The following is a 17,924-nucleotide window of genomic DNA, read 5'->3' on the forward strand; positions in this document are numbered from 1 at the left end:
ATGTTCTCCTTGCCTTCCCATTGTTGTGTTGGAGCTCGTGGATCATTTCGCGCGTCGCCGCGCGATCAGGAACGAGACCGTGACGAACAGGATCGACACCAGGAGCAGGATGGTCGAGATGGCGTTGATCTCCGGCGTCATCGGTCGCCGGATCTGGTTCCAGATATAGAGGGGCAGCGTCGTCTGGCCGGGGCCGGCGACGAGCTGCGTGATGGTGAAATCGTCGAATGAGACGATGAAGGCGAGCGCCGCGCCAGACATGATGCCGGGCACCAGCAGCGGCAGCGTGATGCGCTTGAACGCGTTCCACGGCGTAGCGTACAGGTCCGCCGCCGCATATTCCAGCGTCAGGTCCATGTCCTCGAGCCGCGCCCTGATCGGCATATAGGCAAAGGGGATGCAGAACACGGTGTGGGCGAGGATCAGGTTGCCGATGCCGAAATTCAGCCCGAGCGTGCCGGCAATCAGCGCGAAGAAGGAAAGTGTCGCGACCGCCGTGATGATCTCGGGCACCATCAGCGGCAGGTTGATGACTATGAAGGCGGCCGACAAGCCGCGCCACGGCTTCACGCGCGTCATGCCGATCGCGGCAAGCGTCGCGCAGATCGTCGAAACGATCGTCGCCGTCACCGAGATGATCAGCGTGTTCTTCGCCGCGTTGTGGAACTCCTCGTTGAGGAATGCGCTGCCGTACCAGTTGAGCGTGACGCCTTCCCAAATGCGTGACCAGCGAGCCGCTGTTGAGCGAGAAGACCATCAGGATCAGCACCGGTGTATAGAGCACCAGCAGGCAGATGACGGCGATCGAGCGGAAGCCCGGCAGGTCTTTGATGTCCATGATGCGGGGCTCAGCCATGCTGCACCTTCCCCGACGTGTTGCGGACATAGAAGAACAGCGCCACCAGCACCGCCGCCATCAGGATCAGCGCCTGCGCGCAGCCGAGCGGCCAGTTGCGCCCCGATCCGAATTGCTGCGCGATGAGATCGCCGATCATCAGGTGGACGCCGCCGCCCAGGATCAGCGGCGTCACATAGGCGCCGAGCGCCGGGATGAAGACGAGCAGGCAGCCGGCGATGATGCCGGGCTTGGACAGCGGGATGATCACCCGCCACAGCACCTGCCGGCGCGTCGCGTAAAGATCGTAAGCTGCCTCGACCAGGCGGAAGTCGAGCTTCTCCAGGCTCGAATAGAGCGGCAGCACCATGAACGGCAGGAAGGCATAGAGCAAGCCGATCTGGATGGCGAAGTTGGTGTAGAGCATCGTGATCGGCTTATCGATCACGCCGAGCGCAAGGAGCGCGTTGTTGATCAGACCCTCGTCGCGGATGATGAACATGATCGCCAGCGTGCGGACCAAAAGGTTCGACCAGAATGGGATGGTAATCAGAAGCACCCACCAGTTGCGCTGCGCCGGCGGCCGCGTGGCCATGAAATAGGCGGTCGGGAAACCGAGCAGCAGGCAGATGATCGTCGTCACGACCGCGAACAGGAAGGAGCGCAGGTAGATGATCAGGAAATCCGGCGTGAACTGCAGCGTGTCGTCGAAGATGTCGCGCTGGAACAGGAAGTTGAGATAGGCGTCGGTCGAGAACTGCCACTGCACGCCGCCATAGGGCGCGGCGACGAGGAACGAGTAGATGCAGATGATGATCAGCGGCAGCACGCCGAAAATGCCGATGATGATCAGCGCCGGCAGCGATAGCAGGCGGTTGCGCCGCGCACTTGTCTTCACCGCCTGGGCTTCGAACAACGCGGCCTTGGAAAGCGTGGTCGGGGAGAGCGTGGCTGTCGTCATCAGTCTTTCAGGACGCGGGCGGCGTCCTCCTCGAACTGGATGCCGACCTTGGCGCCGGTCTCGTAGGTCACCACGCTCGAACGGCTGTTCTGATGGCGCACGATGAAATTCTCGCCGCCGCCGTCGAGCTTGACGTGATAATGCGTGTCGGTGCCGAAATAGACGATGTTGGAGAGCGTGCCGGTGATCGTGCCCTTGGCCGGATCGGGAACCAGATCGGCATGCTCGGGACGCACCACCAGCGTCACCTCGCCGGTCGGATTGAAGCCTTCCGGATAGCCGGCGCTGATCGTGGCGCTGCTGGCGAATTTGACCGTCGCCACGCCGGCCTGTTTCGACACCACCGTGCCGGGCAGGAAATTCGTTTCGCCGATGAAGTCGGCGACGAAGCGTTCGGCCGGCCGGTCGTAGATGTCGCGCGGCGTGCCGACCTGCAGGATCTTGCCGGCCGACATCACCGCGATGCGATCGGACATGGTCAGCGCTTCTTCCTGGTCGTGAGTGACGAAGATGAAGGTGATGCCGGTCTCGTTCTGCAGCCGCTTCAGCTCGATCTGCATTTCCTTGCGCAGCTTGTAGTCCAGCGCCGAAAGCGGCTCGTCGAGCAAGAGCACCTTTGGCTGCGGCGCCAAGGCCCGGGCCAGCGCCACGCGCTGCTGCTGGCCGCCCGAGATCTGGCTGGTGCGGCGCGCCTTGAGCGCCTCCATCTTGACCAGCTTCAGCATCTGCGCGACGCGCGCCTCGATCTCCGCTTTCGGCTTGCCGAGCATCTCCAGCCCGAAGCCGATATTCTGCGCTACCGTCATGTGCGGGAAAAGCGCATAGCTCTGGAAGACGGTGTTGACCGGGCGTTTGTAGGGTGGGAGCGGCGCGATGTCCTGGCCGTGAAGCAGGATCTCGCCGGCGGTTGGGAAATCGAAGCCGGCAATCAATCTCAGCAGTGTCGTCTTTCCGCATCCGGAGGGGCCGAGCAGCGTGAAAAACTCATTCTCGCGGATCGACACCGACACCGTGTCGAGGGCGGCTACCTGGTTTTCGCCGGTACCAAAGACCTTGCGAACACCGCGAACTTCGATCGCGTTCTTACCCGGCTGTTCCGGCACGATTACCCCATTGAGAGAGCCTGCTCTTGTCGGCAGGTGTGTTCCTGTTTTGATTGTCACCACAAGCCGGTCGGCTTGGCAACTGCTGAGCGGTGACTCGATCCGAGCCTCTGTTCAATTAAGCAATTCCTATGCCATCGTTAGGCCTGGTAGGTGATCCTCCCCCCGCAGATGGTGGTCATCGGACGCACGGTGTGCAACGCTTCCGGCGCGGTCGCCTCGATATCCGCCGACAGGACGACGATATCGGCGAGATATCCGGTTTTCAGGCGCCCCTTGCGATGTTCGTTGAACTCCGCATAGGCGCCTTCGACCGTGTAGCCCTCTATTGCTTCCCGCAACGAGAAGCTCTGGTCCGGCATCCCTTCTGCCCAAGGCTTACGCATCACCGCCGCCTGAATGGACAGGATCGGATCGACCGGCGAGACCGGCCAGTCGGATGCGAACACCACGCGCGCGCCGGCGTTCTTCAGCGTGCGCCAGGCATAGCTTAACGGCCACTTGTCGCGGCCGATGCGCGAGATTGTCGGCTCCAGCGGGAAGTTCAGCGCGCCCGGCGGATGCGCCGGCTGCATCGAGGCAAGCACGCCGAGCTCCGCGAAGCGCGGCACGTCGGAGGCCGTGATCACCTCGATATGCTCGATGCGGTGCCGGCTGTCGCGCCGGCCGTTCTTCTTCAGCGCCGCCTGATAGCCGTCGAGCACCGCCCGCACGGCGCCGTCCCCGATCGAATGCACGGCGATCTGCAGGCCGCGTCTGTCAGCCTCGACCGCCACCTCGGCGAAATGTTCCGGCGAAAACAGCGGCTCGCCGCGCCATCCAGGCCGGTCGGCATAGTCGTCGACCATCACCGCCGTCCAGGAATCCAGCACGCCGTCATAGAAGACCTTGACCAGGCCGGAAGACAGCCATTCGGAATTGTAGGTCGCGGCCATCCGCGAGGCCTTTTCCAGCATGTCCAGCTTCATGAAATTCTTGAAGTGGAACGGGATCTTGGTGCGGCAAAGCAGCCGTCCCTCTTCTTCCAGCCCGGCCAGCAGCTCAAGCTGGTAGAGATTGCCATCCATGTTCTGGATCGAGGTGATGCCATGCTTGGCGCACCATTGCAGCCCGCGATGCATCAGGTCGCGATCGGCTGCCAGTTCCTTCGCCGAAGGATAGGGATCCGGCTCGGCGCCCTCGAGCCCAAGCCGCGTCCGGTTTGCTCCGTAATGGTCGAGGAGCGGTCCGAAGGCCTCGCCTTCCCGCAGTTCGCCAGCGGCAAGCCCGTCGGCGCCCATGACAACCTCATTGCCCTGTCCGACCTGCTTGCCATGCAGCAGCCCGGCCTCTTCCAGCGCCTTGGTGTTCGCCCACATCGTGTGGTGGTCGGACGCCGACATGGCGAAGGGCCGGTCGGGAATGATGCGGTCGAGATCGTGGCGCGTCACGGGCTCCGGCAGGATGGCGTAGTCGACACCGGCGCCGATCAGCAGTCTGGCGTCCGGGCGCTTGGCCGCGAAATCCTGGATCGCGGCGCGCAGCGCGTCGAAGCCATGCACGCCGGCCAGATGCAGATTGTCGAGCTCGGCCGCGCCGCCGAACAGATGCATATGCGCTTCGATGAAGCCCGGCAGGACGGAGCCGCCTTGAGCGTCGACAACCTTTGTCGCCGGTCCTTTGAGCTCTTCGATGGAAGCGCGGCTACCAATGGCGATGATGGCGCCGTCCTTGACCGCAACAGCCTCGGCGGCGGGATTGTCGTCGTCCATGGTCAGCAGACGGCCGTTGACGATCACCAGATCCGCACCACCACCCGCAACCGACATCGCGACTCCACAATTTTGCTGAGGGACCGACAGCGCCCGGAGCCCAACGAGCTACCGCTCCACCGGGGCGGCGCCATGGAGCAAGAGCGATGCCGATGCGCCGTCTTCGAAATTCCCCTTGTTATCGTGGAAGACAGCGTGGATAAAGAATGCGACTGTTTATTCGCGTTTGTCAACAGCCGGAATTTGCAATGTATAGTGGACTGCACCGCGCGCCGACGGTGAGGCCGAGCGGGGAACGGGGGCAACGAGCAGTGAAGCGCAGTCTCGACCGCAAGACCAGGATAGCGCTCGAACCGCGCAAGCAGCCGCGGCAGCAGCGGTCAAGCAAGGTGGTCGACAGGATTCTCGATGCGGCCCTGATCCTGACGCGCGAGCAAGGAACCAGAGCGCCGACGACGCTCGCCATCGCGCAGCGCGCGGGCCTGTCGGTCGGTTCGGTTTATCAGTACTTTCCCAACAAGGAAGCCATTCTTCTGGACCTGGCCCGGCGCTGGCTGTCGTCTTTTCCCCAGGTGATCCAGAAGCGTATCAACGCCCCCCGGCCAACCAACCGTGATGAGTTTCGGCGCGAAGTGCGCAAGCTCTTCATCGACACATCCAGGCTCTATCTCGAAAACGCCACGCTGATGCCGGTGATCGAGGCCATATCCGGCAACGCCGACCTGAGGCCGATCCAGGACGAGTACGACAAGGACATCATCGCTCTTTACGCCGCGTGGCTGCAGCATGTGAATCCGGCTCTTGAAGACAAGATCGCCAGCCGGCTCGGCGTGCTGATGATGGAAGTCGGCCATGTCTGCCGTCTTGTCGGGTTGAAGAGGGATCGCAGGACATACGACCTCATCGAGGACGATGTGGAGGCCATGTGGCTCGCTCTGGTGAGCCCCCATCTCAATCTCGAGTGATTTGGCACTTCCAACCGATTTCGCACTTCCAGGGGAGATTTCATGAAAACTGTCTATTCGCCACTTCATGCCGGTCATGCCGACCAGATGGAGCTGGTCACGTCCGCGATCGTGCCGGGTTTCGAGAAGCCGTCGCGGGCTGAATTCATCAGGGCACGCGTGGAGAGCGAGAAGCTCGGGCCGATCATCGGGCCGGCCGAGCACGACCTTGCCGCGGCCAAGCGTGTCCATGAAGCCCATTACATCGACTTCCTGCCGACGGTGTGGCCGGAATGGGTCGCCGCGGGCTTCACGGGGTCTGCCATGGGCTTCACCTGGCCGACGCGCGGCCTGCGCGGCGACGTGCCGCCGAAGCGCATCGATGCCTTGCTCGGCTACTATTCCTTCGATGCCGGCGCCACCTTCGTCGAAGGCACCTGGGCGGCGATCAAGTCCTCCTATGACGTCGCGCTGACCGCAGCCGCCCTGGTCAAGGCCGGCGAACGCAGCGCCTTCGCGCTTTGCCGCCCGCCGGGCCATCATGCGGGCGCGGCCTTCATGGGCGGCTACTGCTTCGTCAACAACGCCGCCGTCGTCGCTCAGTGGTTCCGCGACCAGGGCGCAAGCCGTGTCTCCATCCTCGATGTCGACTACCATCACGGCAACGGCACGCAGGAGATCTTCTATCGGCGCGGCGACGTCCAGGTGCTCAACCTGCATGGCGATCCGATGGTCGAGTATCCCTTCTTCCTCGGCCACGCCGACGAACGCGGCGAGGGCGAGGGCGAAGGCTTCAACATCAATTACCCGATGCCTTTCGGCACCAATTGGGACGGCTGGAGCGCGTCGCTGGAGGACGCCTGCGCCAGGCTAGCCGCCTACGCTCCCGATGTCGTCGTCGTCTCGCTCGGCGTCGACACCTTCGAGAAAGACCCGATCAGCCAGTTCAAGCTGAAGAGCGAGGACTATCCCAAGATCGGCCGCCGCATCGCCAAGCTCGGCCTGCCGACGCTGTTCGTCATGGAAGGCGGCTACGCCGTGGAAGAGATTGGCATCAATGCCGTCGGCGTGCTGACGGGTTTCGAGGATCGCTGAGCCGCACCCGAACGGCCATACGCTCTCGGATGCAACCGGGGGCGTATTTTTGCGCCCGCCGCGAAATCATTGGCTCAATTCAGCTTTGAATCACCGCCAAGTAACGCGAAGACCGGCTGCTGAGTCGCAATGCGAGTCCATCGGATTCGATTTTGTCAAATCGCATTTGATGTCGGATTCATCTGCGGGTAGATTAGGCCCGAATCAGCCGGTCCACGGGGGGCGCGGCGACCAACCCAAAGTCTCAAGTTCCGGCGCCAGGCTGGTACCAGACGCGGACGGTTTCGCGTTCCCCAGAGGGATTCGGCGCGATTGGGCGCCGTTCGCGCCCGTGAGTGTGTCTTCGTAAACGTGACGCGTTTCGGTCCGGCCGTTGCTTCGCCAACACCGGGCACAAGGATCGATTCCGGCAAGAATCCAAGAATCAAAATGAGCAGTTCCGCCGCGCTTCTTCAAACCGACGCTTCAGGCTCGCGCCTGACGTCGCGCGGCGACCTCACCACTTTCTTCATGCAGCTTGCCGCCGATATCGGCGCCGACAACTATATGCTGGTCGCCATCGTTCATGACCAAGACCGCAACGATGCGCGCATCGTTTCCTCAAACTGGATCTTCGACGGGATAGAGCTGATCGGCAAAAGGCTGATTGCCAATTTGGCGCTGGGTCCCTTGACCGTGGCGCCGGGCGTTCGCCCGAAGCCGTTGGTGGCCGCGCACGCGCCCGAGGCCGGCGCATTGCTGACCGGCGAGGAAGCCCGCCTGCTCGACGTGCTTGGCCACGCCGAAATCTATTCGCTGCGGCTCAATGTCGGCCGGCAGCGCCTGTTCGTGCTGTTCTCGGCCGCCGAGGCGGGCAAGATCGACGTGGCCGCCCTGATGAAGGCACAGATCAAATGCTGCTATGCGCTTTCCGGCATTCCGCAGCTGATCGCGGCGGCGTCCATGCAGGATCCGCTGTCGGACCGCGAGCGCGAATGCCTGTTCTGGGTCTCGGAAGGCAAGACCACCGACGAGGTCGCCGTCATTCTCGGTGTCTCGTCGAACACCGTCAACAGCTACATCACGCACGCCATCCAGAAGTTCGCGGCCTCGAACCGCGCGATGGCGATCGCGACGGCGATCAGGAGCGGCATCATTTGAAGCACGCACAGGTCAGAGAGGCGGCAGCCGCTCTTTTCAACGATCAGCGCAGTCCCTTCGGCGCCTTCTCGCTCGGCTCCGAGACCCATCACGCCGCCACCATCCCCGATGCGGTGCGCCGTTGCCGCTGGATCGCCGTTGATATCAACGCCTCGGCCTTCGGCCTCTATTTCGTCAGTCCCTCGCCCGAGCGCGCGCGTCTCGTGGCGTGTTTCGATTCCGACTATCCCGGCACGGCGGTCGCGACCAAATTCATCTCCGGCGCCAATGGTGAGGATATGGTGCGTCACAGCCGCCTCTCGACCGCGCCGCGCTGGTGGGTCGACGACGCCCTCGCCGGATCGCGGCAGGTGTTCCAGTCGCTCGCCTGGGCGGAGCCGACCGCGCCGCTGGCGCCCGGAACCAACGGCATTGCCTTTCCGGTGCATGCCGATCGCGGGCAATGCGGGCTGGTCGTCTTCCTGGGCTCAGAGATCGCTCTGTCCGACGACACGCTTTGCGAGATCCACGCCCGCTCCTTTGCGCTTTTCGCGGCCGTCGCCCGCATCCGCCCCGGCGATACCGGCCGGATGCGCTCGATCTCCAAGCGCGAGCTCGAATGCCTGAAGCTGACCGCCAACGGGAACACCAGCGAGGAGATCGCCAAGCTCCTCAAGCTGTCGGTGCACACCGCCAACCAGTATCTCACCCAGTCGACGCAGAAGCTCAACGCGGTCAATCGCAACCAGGCGGTCGCCAAGGCTTTGCGGCTCGGCCTGATCGAATAATCGATCGAGCCTAGCCTCGATATGTCCAGGAGATCAGTGTCTGAATCAGAAATCGCCAGGCCGAGGCGAAATGGTGATTTCGAGAACCGGAGCGGAGCGTACATAAAGGTACGCGAGCACCGGAAGCGCAGAAGGCGCCATTTGCAGCCCGGCATGGCGACTTCTGAATCAGACACTCAGGGGAATGCCAGCGGCTCGGTCCTGCGGATACGAGCCTCTTCGATCGCGTCCTCGAGCAAGGCCGTGTTGTGCTCCGGCGTTTCGCCAGGCTTCTCGAACGACACGTAGTTGACCACCACGGATGCCTGGTGCTCGGTCAACGTCAGCTGGAAATAGACCGTCACGCCGCGCGGCCGCAGCTCCAGGTCGAGCACGATGCGCGGGCTGCCACTCCAGTCGACATGCGCCTCCGCACCATGGCCGAGCCGCAGCGTTCCCGGCCGGAAGTAAAGCTCGACCGCCGAATCCACGAGGTCCGACAGGCAGGCGAGATGTTCGAGCCGGATGAAGGCAATATAGTCGGCAACGTCGATGAGCCTCAATTCGCCCACCACGGGCTCGATGGCGCTGGCGACGATCAGCTCGCGGGAGTTGGCGTGTGGTTGCCGGTCCATGGATTAGCGGCGTCCGTTCATTGGGTTGCCTTGCGCGGTGCCTTCTTCGAGTAGACGATCCGCACCAACTCGGCGACCGCCTGGTAGAATTGCGACGGGATCACGCTATCAACCGAAACTTGCTTGTACATGGAGCGCGCGAGCGCCACGTCCTCGAAGATCGGAATGTTGTTCTGCCTGGCGATCTCGCGGATCTTGAGCGCCACCAGATCCTGTCCCTTGGCCAGCACGATCGGCGCGGAATCCTCCTCGCGCACATATTTCAGCGCGATCGAGTAGTGCGTCGGGTTGGCGATCACCAGCGTCGCGCGCGGCACGGCCGTCATCATGCGTCTGCGCGCCCGGTCGCGCGCCAGCGAGCGCAGTCGCGACTTGACGATCGGATCGCCTTCCGACTGCTTCAACTCGTCCTTGACTTCCTGCTTGGTCATGCGCAGGTCGCGCCGCCAGTGAAAGCGCGACCAGACGATGTCGGCCACCGCGATCAGCCCCATCACGAAGACGATCGCCACAAGGATGTCGACGAAGATGCCGCGGATGACCAGACCGAACGAGACCGGGTTGGTGATCATGCCGGCGAGCAGCTTGCGATGATCTTCCGAGAGCGTGAAGCTCAGCACCGCGATCGCAAAGCCGAGCTTGGCCAGCGACTTCAGGAACTCGACCCAGCCCTGCATGCCGAACATCCGGCTCCAGCCCTTGGCGATCGAGATGCGCGAGAGCTGCGGCCTGATCCGCTCGCCGACGATTTGCGGCATGTTCTGGAAGACCGAGGCGCCGACGCCGGCAACCGTCAAGAGCACCAGCAGGCTGACGACGGCGCGGCCGATCTCGGTCATTACCTGCTTGTAGAGCGAGATGACGTCGGTCTCGGTGTCCATCGGCCAGGCCTCCGGCTTTTCCAGGAAGGTCGATAGGAACATGCCGAGATCGACGATCGCATCCTTGGCGTAGAAGACGGCGAAAACCAATATGGCGAGGAAGGAGGCAAAGATCGCGGTCTCGCGCGAAATGGGGCAACTTGCCCTGTTCGATCGTGTCGCGGATCTTCTTTTCTGTGGCTTCCTCGGTTTTGGAATCCTTGTCGACCGCTTCAGCCATGGCGCTCTGACCGGGTCGCTATCGTCAGGCGGCTTCGGCGGCGGCGGTCTGCATCGAAGGCAGCTCGAAAGCTCCTTCGCGCGAAAGCCGGATGGCGGCGACCGATATGCTCTTGCGCGCCGCCATGATGTCGGCAAGCGCAATGCCTTCCGATCCTTGTCCGAGTTCGGATTCGATCATGCGGCGGGAGCGCGCGCCGATCGCCGACAGCGCCGATTCGGCGAGTTCCGGCGCGGCCCCGCGCAGCGCCAGCGTGACGAGCTCGGTCGACAGCCCGTCGAACAGCAGGACCCGGGCTTTCTGCGGCAACAGCGGCAGGTCGTCGAAGGCGAACAACCGCGACCTGACGCCGGCGAGATCGGGCGTGCCGGCTTCCTCCAGGTCCTGCATGAGTTCGTCCAGTTCGGGCTTCGCCATTTCGTTGAGCATGCCGGCGACGCGTTCTTGGCCGGCGGTGGTGTCCCGGCTGGCCTTCTGCGACAGCACGCTCACGCGCAGCTGATTCTCGACGATCCGGGATGCCGCATCCGGGACGTTGGCCATCGTCACCATGCGCTTGACGATCTGGCTGCGCATCGGCTTTTCCATCGTGAGCAGCACGTTGGCGGCGGTCTGCGGCGCGAGCTTCGAAAGCACCATGGCCGACGTCTGCGGATGCTCGCCGGCAAGGAAGGAGCCGAGCCGCGACGGCTCGAGCTTTTCGAGATCCGGCCATATCGGCGGCGGTCCTTCCGGGACCGGCTCGAACCTCCTCTCGCCCATGATGGCGCTCATCTCCTCGGGCGACAGCGATTCGTTCAGGATCGTGTCCATCCGGTCGGCTGAATCGAGCAGGCCGGCGCCCTCGGTGAATTCGGCTTCGAACTCGGCAACGATGCGCTCCAGATCAGCCTGCGGAATGGTACGTAAGAGACGTGCGCCCTCGATCAGCGCCTTCAGCTCGTCCTGCTTGAAGAATTTGAGCAGGCGGCTGGCCGCGGGCTTGCCCATGGCCACCAGTATGGCTGCCGCTTTTTGCGGACGTGTCAGCGCCAATGCCGTCGTCATGCGTGTTGCCCTCGCTGCCGATTGGTCCGCCTTCTCAGGCGCTCTTCGCCGCCGCGATGATCTCTGTGAGCCTGATGCCGAAGCGCGTCGGATCGCTCTCCAGCACCGTGATCTCGCCGCGCGCGATCTTGCGGCCGTTGACCACGACGTCGACCGGCTCGCCGATACGCCGGTTGAGCGCGACCGTGGAACCCTTCTGCAGCGCCATCAAATCCGACACGGGCATTTCCGTGCTGCCCAGGATGATCTGCACGTCGACCGGAATGGTCATGATGATCGAGGAATTGGACCCCGACCGAAGCGCAGCGTCCGGACGGCCCTCCTCTTCACGAAGCACGCCGCGCAGTTCTTCGATAGCGCGGTCCAACTGCTCGTCAGGTTGGCCGGTTTCCATTTCGGCCTCGGCTTCCACATTTGTCGCTGGCATGCTTCTTCGTCTCCATGGATCCCGGGCCTGGCATCAGCCCGGCATCAGTCCGTCGATGAAATCCTGTCCGGCATCATGAGGGCGGCTGATGCGGACGGTGTAATTCTGCCCAAGCTTGCCGAACTCGCAGACGAACAACGTTTTGTCGCGAGCGCTGAGCCTGGCGTTGAGCTGGGCGTTCTCCTCCAGTTCGATCACCTGCCCTGGCTTGAACGCTGCGAGGTCGCCGAGCGTCAACCGCGCTAGCGGCATCGTCGCCTCGAGCCGGACGGTCGAGCGCATAACCTCTTCGGAGAAGCGGGCTCGCCAGTCGAATTCGGTGGTCTCGCCATGCTCGCCCGCGGTGGCACCGCCGCTGCGCGAGGTAAGCAGCAGGCGTTGCGGGATCATTACCGTGACTGTGCCGCTGTCGGACGGCGTCGACAGGCCATAGACGATGCGCACGGCGGCGCCGTCGCGCAACACGCGCCGCCTCGCCTCGTTGCCGGACATTGCTTTCGGCACCGGCAGGCGCAAGTCGAGCGAACGTTTGCCGGATCCGTTGAGCGCTGCCGCCACCTCCTGGAACACGGTGGTCGCCACATCGGCCTCGATCTGCGACAGGTCGCGCTCGATCGGCGCCACCGGCTGGTCGGGATCGCCGCCGAACAGAGCGCTCACCATGACGGCGACCGCTTGCGCATCCATCACCAGCGTCATGGCGTCGGCCGAGATCGGCGAGGACACGATGGTCAGCGCAAAAGCTTCGCCGGCGTGTGAACGCGCCTCGGGAACGCGGCCGACCTCCACCGCTTGCAGATCGACGGTCACCGGCGCGCCGAGTTCCGCGGCAAGCGCCTTCTGCAGCAACGGCAGCGCCCGCTCGGCCATGCCGCGGCCGACGCCGATCACCTGCGCCGCCTCGCCGCTGTCGCCGACGAGCCGCTCGATGATCAAGGCCCGCGTTTCTGACGGACTGGCCGGACTGGTCATGACGGCAGGCGGCTCTGTCTCGGATGCTGCATGCTCAGGCCGCCTTCTTCTCGGCGGTGCCGGCACTCATGGTGCTTTGCTCCACCGCATCGATCGTCGGACGTTCGTAGGAGGATATGGTCTTGCGGCCGAATTCGATCGCCACCTGCGGCAGGGCGCCGTTCATATACGCAAGCAGCGTCTGCTTGACGATGATGTAGAGGCGGTTCCTCTTCTCGCGCACCGTCTTGATCTTGGTGGCGACCGGACCGACCACCGCATAGGACAGGAAGATGCCGAGGAAGGTTCCGACGAGTGCCGCGCCGATCAGCCCGCCGAGGATTTCCGGCGACTGGTCCAGCGCGCCCATCGCCTTCACCACGCCGAGCACGGCCGCCACGATGCCCAGCGCCGGCAGGCCGTCGCCGACCGCCACCATCGCGTGATAGGCCTTCAGCTTGTCGGTGCGGATCGTCTGGATCTCTTCGTCCATCAGCGCCTCGATCTCATGCGAGCGGGCATTGCCGATGATGATGATGCGACAGTAGTCGCAGATGAAATTCGTCAGGTCATGGTTCTTGAGCACGGTCGGGAAGGCCTGGAAGATCGCCGACTCTTCCGGATTGTCGATATGCGCCTCGACCTCGCTGCGCGACTTCGAGCGCAGTTCGCGCATCAGGCTGTGCAGCACGCCCAGCGTCTCGAGATAGTCGCGTTCCTTCGGCACCGCCTGCTTGAAGGCTTCCAGAATGCCCTTGCCGGTGTCCTTGACCGTCTTCATCGGGTTGGCGACGAGGAAGGTGCCGAGCGCCGCGCCGCAGATCACCACCGCTTCCCACGGCTGCAGCAATACATGCAGATGCCCGCCCATGGCCATGAAGCCGCCGAGAACGCAGCCGAGCGTCACCACAAGTCCGATCAGAATGCCCACGACAGGTCCTTCCGCATGTCACGTCGTGGAGCAGGGATAGTCCCCTTGCCTTGTGTGAGGCTTGAATCGAAGGCGGCGGACGCGATTCAGCTTCGCGCAAGGAAGTGACGCTATCGTGCAGGGATAGCTTCGGCCGGAGGCATGCCCTTTGCTTAGTACCTATATCAGCTATCAGTTGATCGCCAAAGACATTCCCAAGTCTATCGCCCGCATCGAGCAGCAGCCGACGGTCGATCGCGACACCCAATACTATCTGGCCAACATCACCAAGGTGAAATCGATCGACGATTTCGTCAACAACGACCGCCTGTTCAAATATGCCATGAAAGCCTACGGGCTGGAGGACATGGACTATGCCAAGGCCTTCATGGTCAAGGCGCTGAAGGAAGGCGTTTCCGACCCCAACAGCTTCGCCAACAAGCTGACGGACAAGCGCTACGCCCAGTTCGTCAGCGCCTTCAACTTCGCGGCGGACGGCGCCGATGCGACGGTCTACAACCCGGCGCAGCAGCTGGTCACGAAGAACTACGCCATGCAGGCTGAGATCGCCGGTCTCGATCCGGATTCGGATTATGTGAAGGGCGAGACGACATACTATCTCGCCAACATCACCAAGGTGAAATCGGTCGACGATTTGATGTCGAACAATCGGCTGTACACCTACGCACTGGCCGCGTTCGGTCTCGACTCCACCACCGAAGACAAAGACCTGATCAGGCAGGTCCTCGAGGGCGGCGTGCGCGACCCCGATAGCGTCGCCAACAAGCAGACCAACAAAGCCTATGCCGGACTGGCCGCGGCCCTCAATTTCGAGCAGTACGGCGAAAACGCCACCACCTACGTGCCGGCGCAGCAGCCGACCGTCGACAAATACCTGCGCCAGACATTGGAAGAGGACGCCGGCCAGACCAACGAGGGTGTTCGGCTGGCGCTTTATTTCCAGCGCAAGGCACCCGACATCACCAGCTGGTACGACGTGCTGGCCGACACGGCACTTGCCAGCGTGGTGCGTACCGCGCTCGGCCTGCCGGATTCCTTCGCAACCGCCGACATCGACAAGCAGGCGCAGTTGTTCGAGCAGAAGCTCGACATCAAGGACTTCACCGACCCGGACAAGCTCAGCAAATTCCTGACCCGCTTCACCAGCATGTACGAGATTGACCATCCGACCTCGACGGCGGTGACATCGGTCAGCGTGCTCTTCGCGCAACCGACCACTGTCGGCATCTCCACCGATCTGATGATGGCCATGCAGCAGTTGAAGTTCTGAGAAGATCATGCAGGACAGTCTTTACGTCGCCCTCTCCTCTCAGATCGCCCTCGAGCGTCGTCTCGACACCATCGCCGACAATGTCGCCAACGCCTCGACGATCGGCTTTCGCGCCACCGGCGTAAAATTCGAGGACGTGGTCTCGGGCACCGGGCCGAGATCGGTTTCCTTTGCCTCCTCCGGCAAGACCTATCTCTCCGGCGCGCATGGCGCGCTGACCGAGACCGGCAACCCGTTCGACTTCGCCATCCAGGGCGACGCCTGGTTCGCCATCGAGACGCCCGCCGGCACGGTGATGACGCGTGACGGCCGCTTCTCCATGAACGAGAACGGCGAATTGATGTCGATCGAAGGCTACCCGGTGCTGGACAGCGGCGGCGCCCCCATCCAGCTCGATCCGCGCAACGGCCCGCCCAAGGCAGGCGCCGACGGCTCGCTCAGGCAGAACGACCAGTTGGTCGGCGCCATCGGCCTCTATAATTTCGACCCCGGCGAGAATTTCGTCCGCTATGGGAATTCGGGCATCGTTCCGGCGCGCACGCCCGAGCCCGTCACCGATCGCTCGGACGTCGGCGTCGCTCAAGGGTTTCTGGAAGAATCGAACGTCAACCCGGTGCTGGAAATGACCCGGCTGATCCAGGTGCAACGCGCTTTCGAGAACACGGCGGCGCTGATGCGGCAGACCGATTCCTCCACCGACGACGCGATCAAGACGCTCGGCTCGAAGTGACAGCATGACGACCGGATCGTCCCTGTTGCGCGCTGCCGAGAGCCCGGCGGAAACCGGACGGACCGACAGGCTGGCCGCTCTCGAACGCGTCTGGCAGCGGTTCGACGATCCGCAGGCGCTGCTGGCGCGCGGCGGCCGCATCGCCGAGATATCGCCGACGCATTACAAGGTTCGCGGCCTGTCCGGAATTGCCAGGCTGGGCGACATCGTCGAGCAGCGCGGCAAAGCCGGCGCGCGACGCGGCCAGATCGTCAAGATCTCCAGCGACGAGGTGGTGGTCGCGCCCTTCGAACGCAGCGCCGATGCCGGCATCGGCGACACCGTCTTCCGCCGCGGCCCGCTCGCGGTCACCCCGCATGCCTCCTGGCGCGGGCGCGCCATCGACGCCCTGACCCGGGTCATTGACGGCGGCCCGCCGCTGATCAGGCCGAATGCGGCTGAGGTCGCGCATGGCGCGACGCCCGGCGCCTTGTCGCGCCAGCGCGTCGGCACCGGTTTCCTCACCGGCGTGAGGGTGATCGACATCTTCACCCCGCTATGCTTCGGCCAGCGGCTCGGCATCTTCGCCGGTTCCGGCGTCGGCAAGTCGACGCTGCTTGCCATGCTGGCCGGCGCCGAGGCTTTCGACACGGTAGTCGTGGCGCTAATCGGCGAGCGCGGCCGCGAGGTGCGCGAGTTCCTCGAGGACACGATCGGTGCGGAAAACATGGCCAAGACCGTCGCCGTCGTCGCCACCAGCGACGAAAGCGCCATGATGCGCCGCCGCGCGCCCGACACTGCCATGTGCGTGGCCGAGCATTTTCGCGACCAGGGCCACCGCGTTCTCCTGGTGCTGGATTCCATCACCCGCTTCGCGCATGCGTTGCGCGAGGTGGCGACCGGAACCGGCGAGCCGCCGGTAGCCCGCGGCTATCCGGCCTCGGTCTTCACCGAGCTGCCGAAGCTGCTCGAACGCGCTGGGCCTGGAGCCGAGGGGAAAGGTTCGATCACCGCCATCATTTCCGTGTTGGTGGACGGCGATGATCACAATGATCCGGTCGCCGATTCGGTGCGCGGCATCCTCGACGGCCATGTCGTGCTCGACCGAGCGCTCGCCGAGCAGGGCCGCTATCCGCCGGTCAATCCGCTGTCGTCGATCTCGCGCCTTGCCGACAAGGCCTGGAGCGCCGAGCAGCGCATGCTGGTGACGAAGCTGAAATCGATGATCGCGCGCTTCGAGGACACGCGCGACATCCGCCTGCTGGGCGCTTACCAGAGCGGCGCCGACGCCGAGCTCGACAATGCGGTGCGCCAGGTTCCGCTGATCTACGAGGCGCTCACGCAGTCGCCTAGGGACCGCGCATCGGCCGATCCGTTCGCCGACCTCGCCCGCCATCTCAAGGGGAAGCTGAATGGCGATCAAGGAGACTGAGCTCCATTATACCGAGCGCATGTTGCGCGACAGGCTTGCCGAGGCCGAGGCGGCGGAGAGGGCCGAAGCCGACGCGGCAAGGACTGCCAAAGACAAAGCCGCGCGTGCCAGGACACAAAAGACAGCGGCTCTCCTGACCGGGGACGACAGGCCGCATCCGCCGCCGACATCCACCGCCGGGACTGCCGATGTCGCGCAGGCCAGCCGCGATTCCTTGCTCGACGGGCTCTTTCCCCGCACCGAATGGCCGGAGCCGCCGAAAGCCCAGTTCCCGCGCCTGGCCGACAGGAGCGCCGACCGCCGCAGCGATTTCGTCATCGCTGCGCTCGGCATCACGCTCGGCCTGATCTGCGCGTTGTTTCCCTGGTACATTTTCTTCAACCAGGAGCAGTTCGGCGTTCAGGCCATCAAGTTCGGCGGCAGCGGCAGCAATGCCGGGCGCGAGGGCGGCGGCGTCGTGGCCGAGCGTAGCGGGCCGCTGACGGCCAAGGATGATCCCAATGCCGATATCGACCTCTTTGCCACTGGAACGGTGGAGGACGACCCCGCGCCGCTGCCCGGCGACCAGCCGTTTCCCGCCGCCGCTTCGGAATTCAAGATGGTGCATGTCGCCAACGGCCGCGCCATGATCGAGGACGATACCGGTCTGTGGCTCGTCCAGCGCGGCTCGGTCCTGCCCGATTCCAGCCGCGTCGCCTCGATCGAGCAGCGCGGCGGCAAGTGGGTGATCGTCACCAGCACCGACAAGGTAATCCAGCTCTCCAAGTAATGGCGCCGGGCCATGCGGCCCGCCTCGCGCAAGGTCCGCGCAAGACTGGCCGCCTAGTCTTGTGCGTACTCGCCCGG

General features: G+C 63.8%; 17 protein-coding genes and 1 pseudogene. 8 read left to right on the plus strand and 10 right to left on the minus strand.

The genetic code is table 11. The annotated features are described in order from the left end of the window. Positions 1-42: 42 nt before the first annotated feature. The 4 genes from ACVMIM_RS30310 to ACVMIM_RS30325 all read right to left on the minus strand — a co-directional run bounded on the left by ACVMIM_RS30310 (position 43) and on the right by ACVMIM_RS30325 (position 4,707). Positions 43-630 carry an ABC transporter permease gene (locus ACVMIM_RS30310; protein WP_476116492.1) on the minus strand — a complete coding sequence of 196 codons (588 nt, stop codon included), beginning with the start codon at positions 628-630 and terminating at the stop codon, positions 43-45. A gap of 218 nt (positions 631-848) precedes the next feature. Further along, positions 849-1,796, minus strand: coding sequence for an ABC transporter permease (locus tag ACVMIM_RS30315; RefSeq protein WP_476116494.1), 948 nt, complete (start codon positions 1,794-1,796; stop codon positions 849-851). Further along, positions 1,796-2,899 carry an ABC transporter ATP-binding protein gene (locus tag ACVMIM_RS30320; protein ID WP_476116496.1) on the minus strand — a complete coding sequence of 368 codons (1,104 nt, stop codon included), beginning with the start codon at positions 2,897-2,899 and terminating at the stop codon, positions 1,796-1,798. Before ACVMIM_RS30320 ends, ACVMIM_RS30315 begins: the two co-directional genes overlap by 1 nt. 140 nt (positions 2,900-3,039) lie before the next feature. Continuing rightward, positions 3,040-4,707, minus strand: a complete 1,668-nt coding sequence (locus tag ACVMIM_RS30325) for an amidohydrolase (protein WP_476116498.1) — start codon at positions 4,705-4,707, stop codon at positions 3,040-3,042. Between the two features lie 254 nt (positions 4,708-4,961). On the opposite strand from ACVMIM_RS30325, the gene ACVMIM_RS30330 reads away from it, so the two are divergent. The 4 genes from ACVMIM_RS30330 (at position 4,962) to ACVMIM_RS30345 (ending at position 8,596) form a co-directional block, all read left to right on the plus strand. Continuing rightward, positions 4,962-5,615, plus strand: a complete 654-nt coding sequence (locus ACVMIM_RS30330; protein WP_040997079.1) for a TetR/AcrR family transcriptional regulator — start codon at positions 4,962-4,964, stop codon at positions 5,613-5,615. Between the two features lie 42 nt (positions 5,616-5,657). After that, positions 5,658-6,689: a histone deacetylase family protein gene (locus ACVMIM_RS30335; RefSeq protein WP_040997081.1), complete on the plus strand. Its 1,032-nt coding sequence runs from the start codon at positions 5,658-5,660 to the stop codon at positions 6,687-6,689. Between the two features lie 429 nt (positions 6,690-7,118). Next, positions 7,119-7,829, plus strand: a complete 711-nt coding sequence (locus tag ACVMIM_RS30340) for a helix-turn-helix transcriptional regulator (RefSeq protein WP_476116499.1) — start codon at positions 7,119-7,121, stop codon at positions 7,827-7,829. Then, a complete protein-coding gene (locus tag ACVMIM_RS30345; protein ID WP_476116501.1) occupies positions 7,826-8,596 on the plus strand; it encodes a helix-turn-helix transcriptional regulator in 771 nt (256 codons plus the stop codon). The genes ACVMIM_RS30340 and ACVMIM_RS30345 overlap by 4 nt, the downstream gene beginning before the upstream one ends. A 176-nt stretch (positions 8,597-8,772) precedes the next feature. Here ACVMIM_RS30345 and ACVMIM_RS30350 read toward each other — a convergent pair whose 3' ends face one another. From ACVMIM_RS30350 to motA, 6 genes and pseudogenes are all read right to left on the minus strand, one after another. Beyond that, complete coding sequence (locus tag ACVMIM_RS30350; protein WP_040997087.1) at positions 8,773-9,210, minus strand: hypothetical protein; 438 nt, start codon at positions 9,208-9,210, stop codon at positions 8,773-8,775. 17 nt (positions 9,211-9,227) lie between these two features. Continuing rightward, positions 9,228-10,311: pseudogene (gene flhB, locus ACVMIM_RS30355) on the minus strand (flagellar biosynthesis protein FlhB). 24 nt (positions 10,312-10,335) lie between these two features. After that, positions 10,336-11,358, minus strand: a complete 1,023-nt coding sequence (locus tag ACVMIM_RS30360) for a flagellar motor switch protein FliG (RefSeq protein ID WP_040997092.1) — start codon at positions 11,356-11,358, stop codon at positions 10,336-10,338. A gap of 34 nt (positions 11,359-11,392) precedes the next feature. Beyond that, complete coding sequence (fliN, locus tag ACVMIM_RS30365) at positions 11,393-11,785, minus strand: flagellar motor switch protein FliN (protein WP_278049211.1); 393 nt, start codon at positions 11,783-11,785, stop codon at positions 11,393-11,395. A 33-nt stretch (positions 11,786-11,818) separates the two neighbouring features. Further along, positions 11,819-12,757: a FliM/FliN family flagellar motor switch protein gene (locus ACVMIM_RS30370; protein ID WP_476116504.1), complete on the minus strand. Its 939-nt coding sequence runs from the start codon at positions 12,755-12,757 to the stop codon at positions 11,819-11,821. A gap of 34 nt (positions 12,758-12,791) precedes the next feature. Continuing rightward, complete coding sequence (gene motA, locus ACVMIM_RS30375) at positions 12,792-13,667, minus strand: flagellar motor stator protein MotA (RefSeq protein ID WP_040989940.1); 876 nt, start codon at positions 13,665-13,667, stop codon at positions 12,792-12,794. A 148-nt stretch (positions 13,668-13,815) separates the two neighbouring features. Between motA and ACVMIM_RS30380 the strand changes: the two genes are divergently transcribed. Genes ACVMIM_RS30380 through ACVMIM_RS30395 form a run of 4 tightly spaced genes read left to right on the plus strand, consistent with a single transcriptional unit; the run spans position 13,816 to position 17,847 of the window. After that, positions 13,816-14,937, plus strand: coding sequence for a DUF1217 domain-containing protein (locus tag ACVMIM_RS30380; RefSeq protein ID WP_476116505.1), 1,122 nt, complete (start codon positions 13,816-13,818; stop codon positions 14,935-14,937). Positions 14,938-14,944: 7 nt separating this feature from the next. Beyond that, a complete protein-coding gene (gene flgF / locus ACVMIM_RS30385; RefSeq protein ID WP_140707025.1) occupies positions 14,945-15,667 on the plus strand; it encodes a flagellar basal-body rod protein FlgF in 723 nt (240 codons plus the stop codon). 4 nt (positions 15,668-15,671) lie between these two features. Next, a complete protein-coding gene (gene fliI, locus ACVMIM_RS30390) occupies positions 15,672-17,078 on the plus strand; it encodes a flagellar protein export ATPase FliI (protein ID WP_476116506.1) in 1,407 nt (468 codons plus the stop codon). Beyond that, complete coding sequence (locus tag ACVMIM_RS30395) at positions 17,059-17,847, plus strand: hypothetical protein (protein ID WP_476116507.1); 789 nt, start codon at positions 17,059-17,061, stop codon at positions 17,845-17,847. The genes fliI and ACVMIM_RS30395 overlap by 20 nt, the downstream gene beginning before the upstream one ends. The last annotated feature ends 77 nt before the right edge of the window (positions 17,848-17,924 follow it).

The sequence above is a fragment of the Mesorhizobium sp. USDA 4413 genome, from assembly GCF_056280365.1.

Coding starts and splice junctions, on each gene's coding strand:
- fliN (WP_278049211.1), bottom strand. CDS start 11,785: ATGCCAGCGACAAATGTGGAAGCCGAGGCCGAAATGGAAACCGGCCAA.
- ACVMIM_RS30315 (WP_476116494.1), bottom strand. CDS start 1,796: ATGACGACAGCCACGCTCTCCCCGACCACGCTTTCCAAGGCCGCGTTG.
- ACVMIM_RS30360 (WP_040997092.1), bottom strand. CDS start 11,358: ATGACGACGGCATTGGCGCTGACACGTCCGCAAAAAGCGGCAGCCATA.
- fliI (WP_476116506.1), top strand. CDS start 15,672: ATGACGACCGGATCGTCCCTGTTGCGCGCTGCCGAGAGCCCGGCGGAA.
- ACVMIM_RS30370 (WP_476116504.1), bottom strand. CDS start 12,757: ATGACCAGTCCGGCCAGTCCGTCAGAAACGCGGGCCTTGATCATCGAG.
- ACVMIM_RS30340 (WP_476116499.1), top strand. CDS start 7,119: ATGAGCAGTTCCGCCGCGCTTCTTCAAACCGACGCTTCAGGCTCGCGC.
- ACVMIM_RS30395 (WP_476116507.1), top strand. CDS start 17,059: ATGGCGATCAAGGAGACTGAGCTCCATTATACCGAGCGCATGTTGCGC.
- ACVMIM_RS30325 (WP_476116498.1), bottom strand. CDS start 4,707: ATGTCGGTTGCGGGTGGTGGTGCGGATCTGGTGATCGTCAACGGCCGT.
- ACVMIM_RS30350 (WP_040997087.1), bottom strand. CDS start 9,210: ATGGACCGGCAACCACACGCCAACTCCCGCGAGCTGATCGTCGCCAGC.
- flgF (WP_140707025.1), top strand. CDS start 14,945: ATGCAGGACAGTCTTTACGTCGCCCTCTCCTCTCAGATCGCCCTCGAG.
- ACVMIM_RS30335 (WP_040997081.1), top strand. CDS start 5,658: ATGAAAACTGTCTATTCGCCACTTCATGCCGGTCATGCCGACCAGATG.